Source organism: Nakamurella deserti (assembly GCF_003260015.1).
In the GTDB taxonomy this organism is placed as follows: domain Bacteria; phylum Actinomycetota; class Actinomycetes; order Mycobacteriales; family Nakamurellaceae; genus Nakamurella; species Nakamurella deserti.
Map to the genome: position 1 here is coordinate 206,689 of NZ_QCXS01000004.1, position 15,511 is coordinate 222,199.

Genomic DNA, 15,511 nt, shown 5'->3' on the forward strand with positions numbered 1-15,511 from the left:
CCACACCCGAATGTGCCGACACCGTGTCCGGGCGCCGCCGGAACGTGGCGGCCGGCGACTGCCGGCCTCCTCGGGGGTCGCTTTCTTCGACGCCGGCTCGGTGATCACCACCCACGGCGTCGACGGTGTCCATCTCACCGCGGACACCGACCGCGACCTCGGTGCCGCGCCGGCACCGGCGGTGGGGGCGTCGCTCTGACGGCGGCGCGCTCCGGGGCGGTGCGGGTGGGCCACGCGTGATCGCGGGTCGCCGTAACCCGGGAGGCCTCCGATCGCCGCCGATGACCGTCGGGCGCCTTCGGGACAGTGTCGGACGCATCACAATTGGATCAAGCCCGCAGCCGCTCGGCGCGCGCCCACCTGCGACGACAACGCGAAAGGTGACAACTTCACGCCGATTGTGGCAACCGTCTCACTTTCGTTTGGTTGTCCGCAGCTTTCGTTTGCTTGTCACCCGTTGACGTCTGGCTGTCGTTGTCCGTAACTTCAGCGGGCATCGAGCCACCGGGCGGTCCTGCACCACCCGAGGTCACCGATGCGACACCGAGTTCCACCGGAAGTGCACCGCACCGCCATCGACGACGAAACGGGACCCCATGGACGAGTTCGCCCGCGCAGAGGCCATCCTGGCTCTGCTCGAGCGCGTCGGCCGGGTGTCCGTGAGCGAGCTGACCCGCCAGCTCAACGTCTCGGCCGTCACCGTCCGCAAGGACCTCGAGTCGCTGGAGCAACGCGCCATGCTCCGGCGGGTCCGCGGCGGCGCGGTCGGCATCACCAGCGCGGACGAGGGCTCGTTCGACATGCGTCTCCGCCAGGGACGTGCGATCAAGCGGAGCATCGCCGCCGTCGTCGCCGACACCGTCGGCAACGGCGAGATCCTCGCCCTGGACGCGTCCACGACCTGTTACTACCTGGCCGAGATGCTGCTGGAGCGCAGGGATCTCATCGTCATCACCAACGGGCTCAAGACGGCGACGCTGTTCCTGGAGAAGTCCAGCGCGATGGTCGTGATGCCGGGCGGTGTGCTGCGCCGCTCGGCGGGATCCATGGTCGGACAGTTCGGTGACGTGCTGGCCGCCCGCGGGACCATCGACAAGGGGTTCTTCGGCGTGAAGGGCCTGTCGGTCACGCACGGGCTGATGGAGATGGCCATCGAGGAGGCCGAGGCCAAGAAGCACCTGGTCGCCTCGTGCGCCTCGGTGTACGGCCTGTTCGACTCGTCGAAGGTGGGCCGGTTCGGCCTGCACTCGTTCGCGCCGGTCGCGTCGATCACCGGGCTGTACACCGACGACCGTATGCCGGCCGCCGACATCGCCGACTGGCGACGGGCGGGAGTCGGTGTCACCACCGTGCCGCACGCCGCCGGCGAACACACCGCGGAGCACACCCGCTCCGCGTGAACCCTGCCCCCGACCTGGGATGTGCGCTGTCCCAGCCGGTGTCGTACCGCCGCCGATCCGGCAGCGGGTCGACATCCCCCCCGCGAACCACCGCGAGGGTCCACGGCGTCCGTCCGGACCGCCGCCGCCATGGCTCGATCGAGCCGGAAATCAGGAGATCCTCACCGATGAGACTCAACCGGAAACTGACCGGCATCATCGCCGGCAGCGTCGCCATCGCCCTGGTCACCACGGGCTGCACCAAGAAGAACGAGGCGGCCACCACCCCGACGACCGCCGCGCCGGCAGCGACGTCGGCCCCGGCCGAGGCCGGATCGACCGCCGCCACCACCGAGGGTGGCGCGGGCTCGGAGTCCTCGGCCCCTGCGGCCGGCGGCAGCGGCGAGAAGTACAAGGTCGCCTTCGTGCCCAAGCTACAGGGCGTCCCGTACTTCGAGGCGATGAACACCGGCGGGCAGAAGGCCGCCGAGGAGCTCGGCAACGTCGAGTGGCTGTACCAGGGCCCGGTGGCCGCCGACGCCGCTCAGCAGGCCGACATCGTCCGTGGCTTCATCCAGCAGGGAGTCGACACCCTGATCGTCGCCCCGAACGACCCCGACTCGATGGCGCCGATCCTGCAGGAGGCCAAGGACAAGGGCATCCACGTCGCGACCGCCGACACCGACGCCCCGAACTCGGTGCGCGAGGCGTTCGTCAACCAGGCGTCCGTCGAGGGCATCGGCCAGGGCCTGACCGACGCGCTGCTCACCGCCATGGGCGGCAAGGGCAAGTACGCGATCGTCTCCTGCGGTGAGACCGCCGCCAACCTCAACGCCTGGATCGAGGTCCAGAAGGCCTACACCGCCGAGAAGTACCCCGAGGCCGAGATCGTCGACATCGTCTACGCCGGTGAGGACCAGGGCAAGGCCACCGAGCTCGCCACCAACCTGATGGCCGCCAACCCCGACCTGACCGGTCTCGTCGGCGAGTGCACGTCGTCGGCCCCCGGTGTCGCCGAGGCCGTCCGCAACGCCGACAAGATCGGCACCGTCTTCACCGTCGGGCTGGGCACCCCCCAGTCGATGAAGGACTACCTGGCCGACGGCTCGTCGTCCGCGTCGATCCTGTGGAACGTCGAGAACCTCGGGTACCTGACCGCCTGGGCCGGCCTGCAGCTCGCCGAGGGCACCGCCTTCGCCGCCACCAACGAGGTCAGCACCGACCTGCCGGCCGTCGAGTACGACGAGTCGACCAAGACGCTGCTGCTCGGACCGGCGCTGGCCATCACCGCCGAGAACGTGGATCAGTTCGACTACTGATCCCGCCCGGCCGGGTGGATGCGCGTCCCGACAGCGCATCCACCCGGCCCGCTGTGCCACCCGCCCGCCGGCCAGGAATCCGAGAGCGCATGACTGACAACACGACCGACGCCGCCGACGCGGTGATCATCCCCGACACCGGGGAAGCCCGGCTGCACCTGACCGGGATCTCCAAGCGCTTCGGCGCGGTGCGGGCCATCCGGCACGCCGACATGACCGTCAAGGCCGGCTCGGTGCACGCCCTGGTGGGCGAGAACGGCGCCGGGAAGTCCACGCTCATCAAGATCATCGCCGGCGCGGAATCCGCCGACACCGGCGACATCCTCTTCGAGGGTGCCCCGGTCAGGATCGGCACCACGCTCGAGGCCATCGACCTCGGTATCGCCACGGTGTACCAGGAGCCGCAGTTGTTCAGCGAGCTCACCGTGAGCGAGAACATCTTCACCGGCCGCGAGATCAAGACCGGCGGCCGCATCGACTGGCGGGCGCAGAACGAGCGCGTCGTCGAGCTCCTCGAGCTCATCGGGCTGCCCGGCCGCTACGCCACCGCGGTCGTCGGCTCGCTGTCGATCGCCGAGCAGCAGCAGGTCTCGATCGCCAAGGCCCTGGCCGGCAAGGCCAAGGTGCTCATCCTCGACGAGCCCAGCGCCATCCTCACCGACGCCGAGATCGAGGTGCTGTTCGGTGTGGTGCGCCGACTCACCTCCACCGGGGTGTCGGTCATCTACATCTCGCACCGCCTCGACGAGTTGTTCCGCATCGCCGACGAGGTCACGGTCATGCGGGACGGCACCACCCTGGGCACCTTCGGCATCGGCGAGCTGTCGGTGCGCCGCATCGTCGAGCTGATGGTGGGCGGCATCATCGCCGACGACAAGCCGGCCCGTGAGATCCCCGACGTGCCCGCCAAGCTGCAGCTGGAGAAGCTGGGCCTCACCGGCCAGTTCCACGACGTCGACGTGAGCGTCCGCCCGGGTGAGATCGTCGGCCTCTACGGGCTCGTCGGCTCCGGCGTCTCCGAGATCGCCGCCACCATCTACGGCATCGAGACCGCCGACAGCGGGGAGATCCGTCTCAACGGCAGGGCCATCCGGCCGAAGTCCCCGCGGCACGCCCAGAAGCTCGGCATCGCCCTGCTGCCCGCGAACCGCAAGCTCGAGGGGATGTTCTCCTTCCAGCCCATCGCCTTCAACATCTCCGCCGGCCACCTGTCGCTGCTGTCCAGGGCCGGCTGGGTCGACCGCAAGCGCGAGACCACGGTCGCCAGGGACATGATCAAGCGGCTCGCCGTGAAGACCCCCAGCGAGAAGCAGAACATCGGCGCGATGTCGGGCGGCAACGCCCAGAAGGTGGTGCTCGCCCGGCAGCTCGTCGAGCGCCCCGAGGTGCTGGTCCTCGCCGAACCCACCCAGGGCGTGGACGTCGGCGCCAAGGAGGAGATCCACCGCATCATCACCCAACTGGCCGACGAAGGCACCGCAGTCCTCGTGGTCACCTCGGATCTGCCCGAGGCGCTGCGCATCTCGGACCGGTTGATCGTCGTCCGGGCCGGCACCACCACCGTCGAATTCGGTCCCGACGCCACCCAGGTCGACGTCCTCGCCGCCGCCGCCGGTGACCTCGCGACCGCGGACGCGGCACCCGGCGCCGACGCGGCGTCCTCCACCACCATCACGAACGGAGCCGCCTCGTGAGCACCACGACGCTGCCGCCCGCCCCGGCCGCGGACGCGCCCCCGGCGAAGATCCGCCGCCGGGTCCTGCCCTCCCCCGTCACCGGCCAGGAGCTGGTGCTGATCGGGGTCATCGCCGCGCTCTGGCTGCTGCTGGGGCTGTTCACCAACGGTTTCTTCACCGAGCTGACGCTGATCTCGCTGCTGGGCTACATGGCGCCCGTCGCGGCCATCGGTATCGGCATGACGATCATCATCATCACCGGCGGCATCGACGTGTCCGTCGCTGCCGGCACCATGGTCTGCGCGGTCATCGTGGCGAAGACGATGGTCAACTACGAGACCTCGGTCCCCGTGCTCGTGCTCATCGCCGTCGCGGTCGGGGCGGTCCTCGGCCTGATCAACGGTGTGCTCATCGCCTACGGGCGGGTGCAGGCCATCATCATCACCTTCGGCACCGCGAACCTGTTCCAGTTCGTCGGGCTGCAGATCTTCGGCTCCAACACCGTCAACGGGATCCCGCGGGACCTGAAGGTGTTCGGCATCGGTGCTGAGGGGCGGGTCCTGGGCCTGCCGCTGGCCTTCGTCATCACCATCGTGCTGGCCGCGCTGGCCTGGGTGTACCTGCGGCACACCGCGGGTGGCCGGCATTTCTACGCCGTCGGTGGCGACGCCCACGCCGCGCGCCTGGCGGGCGTGCGCGTCCAGCGCCGCCAGATGCTGGCCTACGTCATCACCGGCGCCCTGGTCGGGCTGGCCGCCTGCTTCACCATCGGCCTGGGCACCTCGACGGTGCAGCAGAACATCGGCAGCGGCACCGAACTCGCCGCCATCGCCGCCGTGGTCATCGGTGGCACCTCGATCATGGGCGGCCGCGGTTCGGTGCTGGGCACCATCCTCGGCGCCCTGCTGGTCCAGACGGTCAGCACCGGCGTCACCCAGTTGAAGTGGCCGTCACAGCTGTCGGACCTCTTCGTCGGGATCGCCATCGTCATCGCCGTCGGCGCGGATCTGCTGCGCGAGCGGGCACGGAAGAACAAGAGCCGGAGGGCGCGATGAGCACCACCACCCCCACACCCCCCGCACCGCAGGCCTCGTCGCCGGCCGCCACGGGAGAGTCCGTGGGCAGCAGGGTGCTGCGCGCCCTGCTGACCCAGCGCACCGTCCTGATCGTGGTGCTGCTGGTCGCCGTGCTGGTCACCTTCGTGGTGATGGACGCCGGCGGCTACCTGACCGGCCCCTACGACGGCGACACCCTGGCGGCCGCGCTGATCAACCTGGTGCCGCTGGCCATGCTGGCGCTGGCCGAGATGCTCGTCATCGTCTCCGGACGCGGCGGCATCGACCTGTCCATCGGGTCCACCGTGTCGCTGACCGGGATGATCTTCGGGTTCGCCTACCAGAGCTGGGGTCTCCCGCTGCTGCCGGCGATCCTGGTCGCCATGGTCGCCGGTGGGCTGTGCGGGGCGATCAACGGCTTCCTGATCGCCTACCTCGGGTTCCCGGCGTTGATCGCCACGCTGGCGACCTACTACGGCTACGCGTCGATCGCGCTGGTCATCAACGACCAGAAGCCCGTCACCGGGGACGACATCGCGGGCCTCTACTCCAGCGCCGCCCAGTCGGTCGAACTGCCGCTCATCGGCGCGAACCTGCCCGACATCCCGGTCGGTGTCTTCTACTTCCTGCTGCCGACGGTCGTCGTGGTGTACCTGGTGATGGCGCGCACCGCCTACGGCCGGCGCCTGTTCGCCACCGGGACCAACGACGTCGCCGGACACTTCGCCGGCATCGACGTCCGCGACACCCGGTTCAAGGCCTACGTCCTCGCAGGCGTCATCGCCGGCCTGGTCGCCGTGGTCACCACCGCGCAGTTCGCCTCGGCCCGTCCCGACGCGGGAACCAGCGGCAACGGCATGGCCCTGCCCGCGATCACCATCGCGGTCCTCGGCGGCGTCGCCATCACCGGCGGGATCGCCCGGGTCGCCGGTGTCGTGCTGGCCGGCCTGCTGGTGGTCTGGCTCAACGCCGGTATCCCGCTCGCCATCGAGGGCAACGACGGCCCCCAGTTCCAGCTCCTCGCGCTGGGCGCCGTGCTGATCTTCGCGGCCCTGCTCAACGGCCTCACCACCCGGCGGTACGGCGGAACGAGATGACCGACCGGGTCTGCTTCCTCATGCACGTGCGCACCGACCGGCTGGCCGAGTACACCGCGGCGCACGAGGCGGTGTGGCCGGAGATGCAGCAGGCGCTGCGCGAGACCGGCTGGCACAACTACTCGCTGTTCGTGCGGCCCGACGACGGTCTCGTCGTCGGCTATCTCGAGACCGACGACTTCGACGCCGCGCTCGCCGGGATGGACGCCCACGAGGTCAACGACCGCTGGCAGGCCGCGATGGCGCCGTTCTTCCCGGAGGCGGACGCCTCCCGGCCGGACCAGCGCATGCAACGACTGACCGAGTACTTCCACCTGGCCTGACGGCCACACCCGCTCCCCGATCCGACCGTCACGACGAAGGATTTCCCTGATGACGCAGACCATTTCTGACGCCCTGGCCCCGCTCGACACCTTCGGTATCGAGGTGCCGTCGTGGGCGTACGGCAACTCGGGCACCCGCTTCAAGGTGTTCTCCACCCGTGGCGTGCCCCGGGATCCGTTCGAGAAGCTCGCCGACGCCGCGCAGGTGAACGCGCTGACCGGGGCGGCGCCGCGGGTGTCGATCCACATCCCGTGGGACACGGTCGAGGACTGGTCGGCACTGGCCGATCACGCGGCGTCGCTGGGGGTCTCGATCGGCGCGGTGAACTCCAACCTGTTCCAGGACGACGACTACAAGCTGGGGTCGTTGACCAACGCCGACGAGCGGATCCGGGCGAAGGCGATCGCGCACCACCTGGAGTGCCTCGACGTCATGCGCGCGACCAACTCCAGGGACCTCAAGATCTGGCTGCCCGACGGCACCAACTACGCCGGCCAGGACTCGCTGCGCCGCCGGCAGGACCGGCTGGCCGACTCGCTGCAGCAGATCTACGCCGCGATGGACTCGGATCAGCGACTCCTGCTGGAGTACAAGATCTACGAGCCGTACTTCTACACGATGGACCTGCCCGACTGGGGCAGTTCGCTGCTGCAGTGCCTGGCCCTGGGTGAGCGCGCGAAGGTCATCCTGGACACCGGCCACCACGCGCCGAGCACCAACATCGAGTTCATCGTGATGCAGCTGCTGCGCCAGGACCGGCTCGGGGCGTTCGACTTCAACTCCCGTTACTACGGAGACGACGACCTCATCGTCGGGTCGGCGGATCCGTTCCAGCTGTTCCGGATCATGGTCGAGATCGTGTCCCAGGGTGCGCATCTGCCGTCGGCCGGGGTGAACTTCATGCTCGACCAGTGCCACAACATCGAGGACAAGATCCCCGGTCAGATCCGCTCGGTGATGAACGTGCAGCACGCCACCGCCAAGGCGCTGCTCGTCGACACCGACGCGCTGACCGCCGCGCAGGACTCCGGTGACGTCCTCGGCGCCCACGGCGTGCTGATGGACGCCTACGAGACCGACGTCCGCAGCCTGCTCGCCGACCGCCGGGAGGCCAAGGGCCTGCCGCGTGATCCGCTGGCCGCGTTCGCCGCGTCGGGCTACCTCGACCGCATCGCCACCGAGCGCGTCGGCGGCACCCAGGCCTCCTGGGGCGCCTGAGCTCGCGCTCGGCGACCCCACCCACCCCGCTGCCCCACCGACCTCCAGGGACTTCGAAGATGAGTGACACCAACACCGCGGTCAGCGACCTGATCGGCCGGTCGAACCGGCTGGGCGCGGATCCGCGCAACACCAATTACGCCGGCGGGAACACCTCGGCGAAGGGCGTCGAGACGGACCCGGTGACCGGCGAGCCGGTCGAACTGCTGTGGGTCAAGGGTTCCGGCGGTGACCTGGGCACCCTGAAGCCGCAGAACCTGGCGGTGGTGCGGCTGGACCGGCTCCGCGCGCTGGTCGACGTGTACCCGGGGGTGGACCGCGAGGACGAGATGGTCGCCGCGTTCGACTACTGCCTGCACGGAAAGGGCGGCGCCGCACCCAGCATCGACACCGCGATGCACGGATTGGTCGACGCCGCGCACGTGGACCACCTGCACCCCGACTCCGGCATCGCGCTGGCCACCGCGGCCGACGGCCGGGAGCTGACCCGCAAGGCGTTCGGGGACCGGGTCGCGTGGGTGGACTGGCGCCGCCCCGGGTTCCAGCTCGGCCTGGACATCGCGGCCATCAAGGCCGCCCACCCGGAGGCCATCGGGGTCATCCTCGGCGGTCACGGCATCACCGCCTGGGGCGACACCTCCGCCGAGGCCGAGGCGAACTCCCTGGAGATCATCCGCACCGCCGAGCAGTTCCTCGCCGACCACGGCTCGGCCGAGCCGTTCGGTCCGGCCGTCGCCGGGTACGAGCCGCTGCCCGAGTCCGAGCGGCGGGCGAAGGCCGCGGCGCTGTTCCCGACCCTGCGCGGGCTGGCGTCCACCGACAAGCCGCAGCTCGGACACTTCACCGACAGCCCGGAGGTGCTGGACTTCCTGGCGCACGAGAAGCTCGGCGCGCTGGCCGCACTCGGCACCTCCTGCCCCGACCACTTCCTGCGCACCAAGGTCAAGCCGATGGTGGTGAACCTGCCCTCGACCGCCTCGGTCGAGGACATCCTGGCCGCGCTGCCCGCCCTGCACGAGGCCTACCGGGCCGACTACGCCGGCTACTACGAGCGCAACGCGACCCCGGACTCGCCCGCGATGCGCGGTGCGGACCCGGCGATCGTGCTGGTCCCCGGCGTCGGCATGTTCTCCTTCGGCAAGGACAAGCAGACCGCGCGTGTCGCCGGTGAGTTCTACGTCAACGCCATCAACGTGATGCGCGGCGCGGAGTCGGTGTCCACCTACGCCCCGATCAGCGAGGCCGAGAAGTTCGCCATCGAGTACTGGGCGCTGGAGGAGGCCAAGCTGTCCCGGATGCCCAAGGCCAAGGCGCTGGCCACGCGCGTCGCCCTGGTCACCGGGGCCGGCTCCGGCATCGGCAAGGCCATCGCCACCCGCATCGCGGCCGAAGGCGGATGCGTCGTCATCGCCGACCTCAACCTCGACGCCGCACAGGAGGTGGCCACGCAACTGGGCGGTCCCGACGTGGCGGTCGCGCTGCGCGCCGACGTCTCCGACGAGGACGCCGTCGCCGCGCTCGTCGCCGACGCCTCGCTCGCGTTCGGCGGCGTGGACCTCGTCGTCAACAACGCCGGCCTGTCGCTGTCCAAGCCGCTGCTGGAGACCACCGCCCGCGACTGGGACCTCCAGCACGACGTGATGGCCAAGGGGTCGTTCCTGGTGTCCCGGGAGGCGGCGCGGGCGATGATCGCCCAGGGCATGGGCGGCGACATCATCTACATCAGCTCCAAGAACGCCGTCTTCGCCGGACCCAACAACATCGCCTACTCCGCCACCAAGGCCGACCAGGCCCACCAGGTCCGGCTGCTGGCCGCCGAACTCGGCCAGTACGGCATCCGCGTCAACGGCATCAACCCCGACGGCGTCGTCCGCGGCTCCGGCATCTTCGCCTCCGGCTGGGGCGCCTCCCGCGCCGCCGTGTACGGGGTCAAGGAAGAGGACCTCGGCGCCTACTACGCCAAGCGCACCCTGCTGGGCAAGGAGGTCCTCCCCGACCACATCGGCGACGCCGTCTACGCCCTCACCGCCGGCGACCTGTCCCAGACCACCGGACTCCACATCCCCGTCGACTCCGGGGTCGCCGCCGCGTTCCTCCGATGAGCGCCCGCGCGAACAGGAACGAACACCGATGAGCGCCCGCGCGAAGAGGGAACGAGCACCGATGAGCGCCCGCGCGAAGAGGAACGAGCACCGATGACCCAGGCTCCTGCGGCGTTCGCCGCGGTCGATCTGGGGGCGTCCAGCGGGCGGGTCATCCTCGGCCACGTCGGACCCGGGACGCTCGCGATGACCGAGACCCGGCGGTTCCGCAACGGACCCGTCCACCTGCCGGACGGGCTCTACTGGGACGTCCTCGGCCTCTACACCGACGTCCTGCACGGGCTGCGCGACGCGGCCCGGCAGGATCCGGCGGTGCGTGGTGTGGGGATCGACTCCTGGGCGGTGGACTACGGTCTCGTGTCCGGCGACCGGCTGCTCGGCAACCCGCGGCACTACCGGGACGGCCGCACCGACGCCACGGTCATCGACGGTGTGCACCGGCGGGTGTCACCGGAGCGGCTGTACGGGGTGACCGGTCTGCAGCACCTGCCGTTCAACACGCTGTACCAGCTCGCCGCCGAGGGGGCACTGCCGTCCGGCACGCAGGCCCTGATGATCCCCGATCTGCTCGGCTACTGGCTGACCGGCCGGCGGGTCATCGAGGAGACGAACGCCTCGACCACCGGCCTGCTCGACGCCCGTACCGGTGACTGGTCGGCGGAGCTGTTCACCGCGCTCGGCTGGACGGCCGAGCTGTTCCCGGAGCTCGCGGCTCCGGGCAGCGTGGTCGGCGGCCTGACGTCGGCGGTACGGACCGAGACCGGACTCGGCGACGACGTGCGGGTGACCACCGTCGGCTCCCACGACACCGCTTCGGCGGTGCTCGGGGTGCCTGCCGAGACCCCGCACTTCGGCTACATCTCGTGCGGCACCTGGGGTCTCGTCGGCGTCGAGCTCGAGACACCGGTGCTCACCCAGGAGAGCCGGGCGGCGAACTTCACCAACGAACGCGGCATCGACGGCACCATCCGCTACCTGCGCAACGTGATGGGGCTGTGGCTGCTGTCGGAGAGCGTGCGGACCTGGGAGCGCGACGGCGACAGCACCCCGCTCACCGAGCTGATCGCCGCGGCCGCAGCGCTGCCGGCCGGCGGCCCGACGTTCGATCCCGACGACCCGGTGTTCCTGCCGCCGGGTGACATGCCGTCGCGGATCGCCGCGTCGTGCGCCGCGACGGGCGGGCCGGTGCCCGCCGGCCCCGCGCAGGTCGTCCGGTCGATCCTGGACAGCCTCGCGGCCACCTTCGCCGAGCGGATCGCCGACGCGGAACGACTGTCGGGCAACCGGATCGAGGTGATCCACATCGTCGGCGGCGGATCGCAGAACACCCTGCTCTGCCAGCTGGTCGCCGACGCGACCGAACGTCCCGTGGTGGCCGGCCCGGTCGAGGCCACCGCCCTGGGCAACCTGCTCGTGCAGGCCCGCACCGCCGGTGTGCTGGCCGGCGACCGCTGGGATCTGCGCGCCGAACTCCGCCGGGCCGTGCACACCCGCACCTACCGACCGGGGGCGGCACCCGACGGACGGTGACCCGGGCCGGCACCTGCGTTCAGCCGCCCCCGGGCAGCCCGGCGGCCTGGTAGAAGCCGGCGATGTGGGCACACACCGCCGCCTCGGCGTCGGCCCCGCGGCCGGCCCCGACCGCGGCGAGCACGTCGCGGTGTTCCGCCGTCAACCGGCGGGCCATGGCGGGCCAGTCGTCGATGCGGCCGACGGCGGCGGTCACGTAGGCCTCGATGGCCGTGCGCATCGCACTCATCACCGCGGCGATGACGACGTTGCCGGCCGCCTCGGCGAGGCTGACGTGGAAGCGGGTGTCCAGCGCCAGATAGGCGGCGGGGCTCAGGCTCTCGTCGTCCATCGCGTCCACCAGCGCGGCCGCCGCGGCCAGCGCCGCCCCGTTCGCGCCGTCGGCCGCCTCCCGTACCGCCCACCGCTCGATGAGCAGCCGGGCGCCGACGATGTCGGCGACCGGCACGTGCCGGCTCGCCAGGTGCCAGGTCAGGGCGGCGGCGATCGGTGACGCGGGCTCGGCGGTGATGACGGCACCGGCGTCGGGTCCGGATCCCACGCCGGTCCGGACCACGCCGAGGGCCTCGAGGATCCGCACGGCCTCCCGCACGCTGGACCGGCTCACCGCGAACCGTTCGGCGAGCGCCCGCTCACCGGCCAGCTTCTGCCCGACCGACAGCGTCCCCGACCGGAGGTCGGCCTCGATACCGGCCAGGACCACCTGGTAGCTCTTGTCGGCCACGGCTCCCCTTGTGTGGTCTGACCACAGCCGATACTGTGGTCGGACCACAGGGTAACGCTCGCCGCGGCACCTTGGCCTCGTCATTCCCCCTGGAGTTCCCTCATGCGCATCGCGGTGGTGGCCACCTGCCTGGCCGACTCGCTGTTCCCCGACGTCCTGAAGGCGACCGTCGGCCTGCTCGAGCGGCTCGGGCACACGGTGGTGTTCCCCCGGGCCCAGGTGTGCTGCGGTCAGATGCACGTCAACACCGGCTATCTCAAGGAAGCCCTGCCGGTGGTGCGCCATCACGTGGAGACCTTCGAGGCCGCGGAGTTCGACGTGGCCGTGGCCCCGTCGGGTTCCTGCGTCGGGTCCATCCGGCACCAGCAGGCGATGGTCGCGCGCCGCGGCGGCGACACCGCCCTCGCCGAGCGCGCCACCGCGCTCGCCGGCCGCACCTACGAACTGTCCGAGCTGCTGGTCGACGTCCTCGGCGTCACCGACGTCGGCGCCTACTTCCCGCACCGGGTGACCTACCACCCGACCTGCCACTCGCTGCGGATGCTGCGGGTCGGCGACAAACCGCTGCAACTGCTGCGTGCGGTCGGCGGCATGGATCTGGTGGAGCTGCCCGCGGCCGACCAGTGCTGCGGCTTCGGCGGCACCTTCTCGCTGAAGAACCCGGACGTGTCCACCGCGATGCTGGCCGACAAGATGGGCAACGTGCTGGCCACCAAGGCGGAGATGTGCTCCGCCGGGGACGCGTCGTGCCTGATGCACATCGGCGGTGGGCTGTCCCGCCTCAAGACCGGGGTGCGCACCGTGCACCTCGCCCAGATCCTGGCCTCGACGACGGAGAAGGTCTACGCATGAACACCATCGGCGCTGCCGGTCGTCCCTCGGTGAGCACCTGCCCGGTGCCGGCATGACCACGTTCCTGGGTGTGCCGATCCGCCGCTCCCGCGACGCCGAGTCACCGATCCGAGGGTCCGAGACGTTCCCGCAGGCGGCGAAACGGGCGGTCGACGACACCCGGTTGCGTCGCAACCTGGGCCGCGCCACCGCGACCATCCGCGGCAAGCGGCAGGCCGTGGTCGACGAGTTGCCCGACTGGGAGGCGTTGCGCGACAGCGGCTCCGCGATCAAGGCGCGGGTGATGGCCGAGCTGCCCGCACTGCTGGAGCAGCTCGAGGCGAACGTGACGGCCCGGGGCGGCGTCGTCCACTGGGCGGCCGACGCCGAGGAGGCCAACCGGATCATCACCGGGATCGTGAAATCCAAGGAAGTCGACGAGGTCGTCAAGGTCAAGTCGATGGCCACCCAGGAGATCGGCCTGAACGAGTACCTCGAGGAGCACGGCATCGCCGCCGTGGAGACCGATCTGGCCGAGCTCATCGTGCAGCTGGGGCACGACAAGCCGTCGCACATCCTGGTGCCGGCCATCCACCGCGGCCGCGCCGAGGTGCGGGAGATCTTCCTCAACGAGATGACCGGGGTGGCGGTCGGTCTCACCGACGATCCGCGCGAACTGGCGATGGCCGCCCGGACCCACCTGCGCCGGAAGTTCCTCTCCGCCAAGGTCGCGATCTCGGGCACCAACTTCGCCATCGCCGACACCGGCACCCTGTCGGTCGTGGAGTCCGAGGGCAACGGCCGGATGTGCCTGACACTGCCCGAGACCCTCATCACCGTCATGGGCATCGAGAAGATCCTGCCGACCTTCAGCGATCTGGAGGTGTTCATGCAGCTGCTGCCGCGCTCCTCCACCGGCGAGCGGATGAACCCGTACACGTCGCTGTGGACCGGCGTCACCCCCGGCGACGGTCCGCAGGAGTTCCACCTCGTGCTGCTGGACAACGGCCGGACCAACGCGCTGGCCGACGAGGTCGGCCGGGCCGCGCTGCACTGCATCCGGTGCTCCGCCTGCCTCAACGTCTGTCCGGTCTACGAACGCGCCGGCGGCCACGCCTACGGCTCGGTCTACCCCGGTCCGATCGGCGCGGTGCTCACCCCGCAGCTCACCGGCATCCACGGGCACGACGACGTCAACTCCACGTTGCCGTACGCCTCGTCGCTGTGCGGGGCGTGCTTCGACGCCTGTCCGGTCAAGATCGACATCCCGTCACTGCTGGTGGAACTCCGCGGCCGGGCGGTGGACTCCGACCGCGGCCACGGGCTGCCCACCGGCTGGGACGGTGCGATGAAGGCGGCCGCCTGGGTGATGAGCGACGAGAAGCGGTTCGCCGCCGCCCAGAAGGGTCTCGCCGCGGGTCGGCTGATCGCCCGCAAGGGCCAGATCACCAACCTGCCGTTTCCGATGTCGGCGTGGACCGGCAGCCGCAACATCGCCGCCCCTCCGAGACAGACGTCCCGGCAGTGGTTCGCCGAGACCCACGGCGACAGCGAGGGTTCGGCATGAGCACCCGCGAGACGATGCTGGCGGCCATCCGGGAAGCGGTCGCCCTCGGCGCCGGCCCCGCCGACGTCGCGCCCGTTCCCCGGGACTACGCCCGGGTCGGGGTGCTGACCGACCACGACGAGGTCCTCGAGCTGCTCGTCGACCGGCTGCTGGACTACAAGGCTCTCGTCACCCGTACCGACCGGGCGGGCCTGCCCGCCGCGCTGGACGAGGCGCTGGCACCCGTGCGCTCGCTGGTCGCCCCGGCGGGACTGCCGGTCGAGTTGTACGAGACCCTGCGCCGCCGCGATCGTCTCGTCGTCGTCGACGGTGCACCGGACGTCCTGACCGCCGACCAGCTGGACCGGCTGGACGCCGTGGTCACCGGCGCCAGGGTGGCCATCGCCCTGACCGGCACCATCGTGCTCGACGCCGGCCCCGACCAGGGCCGCCGCGCCTTGTCCCTGGTGCCGGACCGGCACGTCATCGTGCTGCACGCCGACCAGGTCGTCGAGACGGTGCCCGAGGGTTTCGCCCGCCTGACGCCGACCGCACCGTTGACGATGATCAGCGGCCCGTCGGCCACCAGCGACATCGAGCTGTCCCGGGTCGAGGGCGTCCACGGCCCGCGCACCCTGCACGTCGTCCTCGTCAGCGGCTGAGGCGCCGTCCGGCCCGCGCGCTCCGCGCTCCGGGCCGGACGGGTCCGC

General features: G+C 70.8%; 14 protein-coding genes. 13 read left to right on the forward strand and 1 reads right to left on the reverse strand.

The features are described from left to right. Positions 1 to 10 precede the first annotated feature (10 nt). The 10 genes from DB033_RS19390 (at position 11) to DB033_RS19435 (ending at position 11,700) form a co-directional block, all read left to right on the forward strand. Complete coding sequence (locus DB033_RS19390) at positions 11 to 199, forward strand: hypothetical protein (protein ID WP_157970811.1); 189 nt, start codon at positions 11 to 13, stop codon at positions 197 to 199. Between the two features lie 397 nt (positions 200 to 596). Beyond that, positions 597 to 1,400 (forward strand): DeoR/GlpR family DNA-binding transcription regulator, encoded by an 804-nt coding sequence (locus DB033_RS19395; RefSeq protein ID WP_111768606.1) that lies wholly within the window; start codon positions 597 to 599, stop codon positions 1,398 to 1,400. A gap of 167 nt (positions 1,401 to 1,567) precedes the next feature. Next, a complete protein-coding gene (locus DB033_RS19400; protein WP_205844049.1) occupies positions 1,568 to 2,698 on the forward strand; it encodes an autoinducer 2 ABC transporter substrate-binding protein in 1,131 nt (376 codons plus the stop codon). A gap of 89 nt (positions 2,699 to 2,787) precedes the next feature. Continuing rightward, positions 2,788 to 4,392, forward strand: a complete 1,605-nt coding sequence (locus DB033_RS19405; protein ID WP_111768607.1) for a sugar ABC transporter ATP-binding protein — start codon at positions 2,788 to 2,790, stop codon at positions 4,390 to 4,392. After that, on the forward strand, positions 4,389 to 5,429 hold the full coding sequence (locus tag DB033_RS19410) for an ABC transporter permease (protein WP_111768608.1): 1,041 nt from the start codon (positions 4,389 to 4,391) through the stop codon (positions 5,427 to 5,429). Before DB033_RS19405 ends, DB033_RS19410 begins: the two co-directional genes overlap by 4 nt. After that, positions 5,426 to 6,526, forward strand: coding sequence for an ABC transporter permease (locus DB033_RS19415; protein WP_111768609.1), 1,101 nt, complete (start codon positions 5,426 to 5,428; stop codon positions 6,524 to 6,526). Before DB033_RS19410 ends, DB033_RS19415 begins: the two co-directional genes overlap by 4 nt. Continuing rightward, a complete protein-coding gene (locus DB033_RS19420; protein ID WP_111768610.1) occupies positions 6,523 to 6,849 on the forward strand; it encodes an L-rhamnose mutarotase in 327 nt (108 codons plus the stop codon). Before DB033_RS19415 ends, DB033_RS19420 begins: the two co-directional genes overlap by 4 nt. A gap of 49 nt (positions 6,850 to 6,898) precedes the next feature. Beyond that, positions 6,899 to 8,068 carry an L-rhamnose isomerase gene (gene rhaI / locus DB033_RS19425; protein WP_111768611.1) on the forward strand — a complete coding sequence of 390 codons (1,170 nt, stop codon included), beginning with the start codon at positions 6,899 to 6,901 and terminating at the stop codon, positions 8,066 to 8,068. A 59-nt stretch (positions 8,069 to 8,127) separates the two neighbouring features. Next, on the forward strand, positions 8,128 to 10,170 hold the full coding sequence (locus DB033_RS19430; RefSeq protein ID WP_111768612.1) for a bifunctional aldolase/short-chain dehydrogenase: 2,043 nt from the start codon (positions 8,128 to 8,130) through the stop codon (positions 10,168 to 10,170). Between the two features lie 93 nt (positions 10,171 to 10,263). Then, the gene (locus DB033_RS19435) at positions 10,264 to 11,700 is read left to right on the forward strand and encodes a rhamnulokinase (RefSeq protein ID WP_111768613.1); all 1,437 of its coding nucleotides are present in this window, start codon (positions 10,264 to 10,266) and stop codon (positions 11,698 to 11,700) included. Positions 11,701 to 11,719: 19 nt separating this feature from the next. On the opposite strand, the gene DB033_RS19440 is transcribed toward DB033_RS19435, so the two are convergent. Further along, on the reverse strand, positions 11,720 to 12,424 hold the full coding sequence (locus tag DB033_RS19440) for a FadR/GntR family transcriptional regulator (protein WP_205844050.1): 705 nt from the start codon (positions 12,422 to 12,424) through the stop codon (positions 11,720 to 11,722). 102 nt (positions 12,425 to 12,526) lie between these two features. Between DB033_RS19440 and DB033_RS19445 the strand changes: the two genes are divergently transcribed. Genes DB033_RS19445 through DB033_RS19455 form a run of 3 tightly spaced genes read left to right on the forward strand, consistent with a single transcriptional unit; the run spans position 12,527 to position 15,463 of the window. Beyond that, positions 12,527 to 13,276 carry a (Fe-S)-binding protein gene (locus tag DB033_RS19445; protein WP_111768615.1) on the forward strand — a complete coding sequence of 250 codons (750 nt, stop codon included), beginning with the start codon at positions 12,527 to 12,529 and terminating at the stop codon, positions 13,274 to 13,276. 52 nt (positions 13,277 to 13,328) lie between these two features. Beyond that, the gene (locus DB033_RS19450) at positions 13,329 to 14,822 is read left to right on the forward strand and encodes a LutB/LldF family L-lactate oxidation iron-sulfur protein (protein ID WP_111768616.1); all 1,494 of its coding nucleotides are present in this window, start codon (positions 13,329 to 13,331) and stop codon (positions 14,820 to 14,822) included. Then, positions 14,819 to 15,463: a LutC/YkgG family protein gene (locus DB033_RS19455; RefSeq protein WP_111768617.1), complete on the forward strand. Its 645-nt coding sequence runs from the start codon at positions 14,819 to 14,821 to the stop codon at positions 15,461 to 15,463. Before DB033_RS19450 ends, DB033_RS19455 begins: the two co-directional genes overlap by 4 nt. The last annotated feature ends 48 nt before the right edge of the window (positions 15,464 to 15,511 follow it).

Excerpts from the sequence above, each read along its gene's own strand:
- DB033_RS19390 (WP_157970811.1), top strand. The coding sequence starts at position 11 with ATGTGCCGACACCGTGTCCGGGCGCCGCCGGAACGTGGCGGCCGGCGA.
- DB033_RS19395 (WP_111768606.1), top strand. The coding sequence starts at position 597 with ATGGACGAGTTCGCCCGCGCAGAGGCCATCCTGGCTCTGCTCGAGCGC.
- DB033_RS19400 (WP_205844049.1), top strand. The coding sequence starts at position 1,568 with ATGAGACTCAACCGGAAACTGACCGGCATCATCGCCGGCAGCGTCGCC.
- DB033_RS19405 (WP_111768607.1), top strand. The coding sequence starts at position 2,788 with ATGACTGACAACACGACCGACGCCGCCGACGCGGTGATCATCCCCGAC.
- DB033_RS19415 (WP_111768609.1), top strand. The coding sequence starts at position 5,426 with ATGAGCACCACCACCCCCACACCCCCCGCACCGCAGGCCTCGTCGCCG.
- DB033_RS19420 (WP_111768610.1), top strand. The coding sequence starts at position 6,523 with ATGACCGACCGGGTCTGCTTCCTCATGCACGTGCGCACCGACCGGCTG.
- rhaI (WP_111768611.1), top strand. The coding sequence starts at position 6,899 with ATGACGCAGACCATTTCTGACGCCCTGGCCCCGCTCGACACCTTCGGT.
- DB033_RS19430 (WP_111768612.1), top strand. The coding sequence starts at position 8,128 with ATGAGTGACACCAACACCGCGGTCAGCGACCTGATCGGCCGGTCGAAC.
- DB033_RS19435 (WP_111768613.1), top strand. The coding sequence starts at position 10,264 with ATGACCCAGGCTCCTGCGGCGTTCGCCGCGGTCGATCTGGGGGCGTCC.
- DB033_RS19445 (WP_111768615.1), top strand. The coding sequence starts at position 12,527 with ATGCGCATCGCGGTGGTGGCCACCTGCCTGGCCGACTCGCTGTTCCCC.
- DB033_RS19450 (WP_111768616.1), top strand. The coding sequence starts at position 13,329 with ATGACCACGTTCCTGGGTGTGCCGATCCGCCGCTCCCGCGACGCCGAG.
- DB033_RS19455 (WP_111768617.1), top strand. The coding sequence starts at position 14,819 with ATGAGCACCCGCGAGACGATGCTGGCGGCCATCCGGGAAGCGGTCGCC.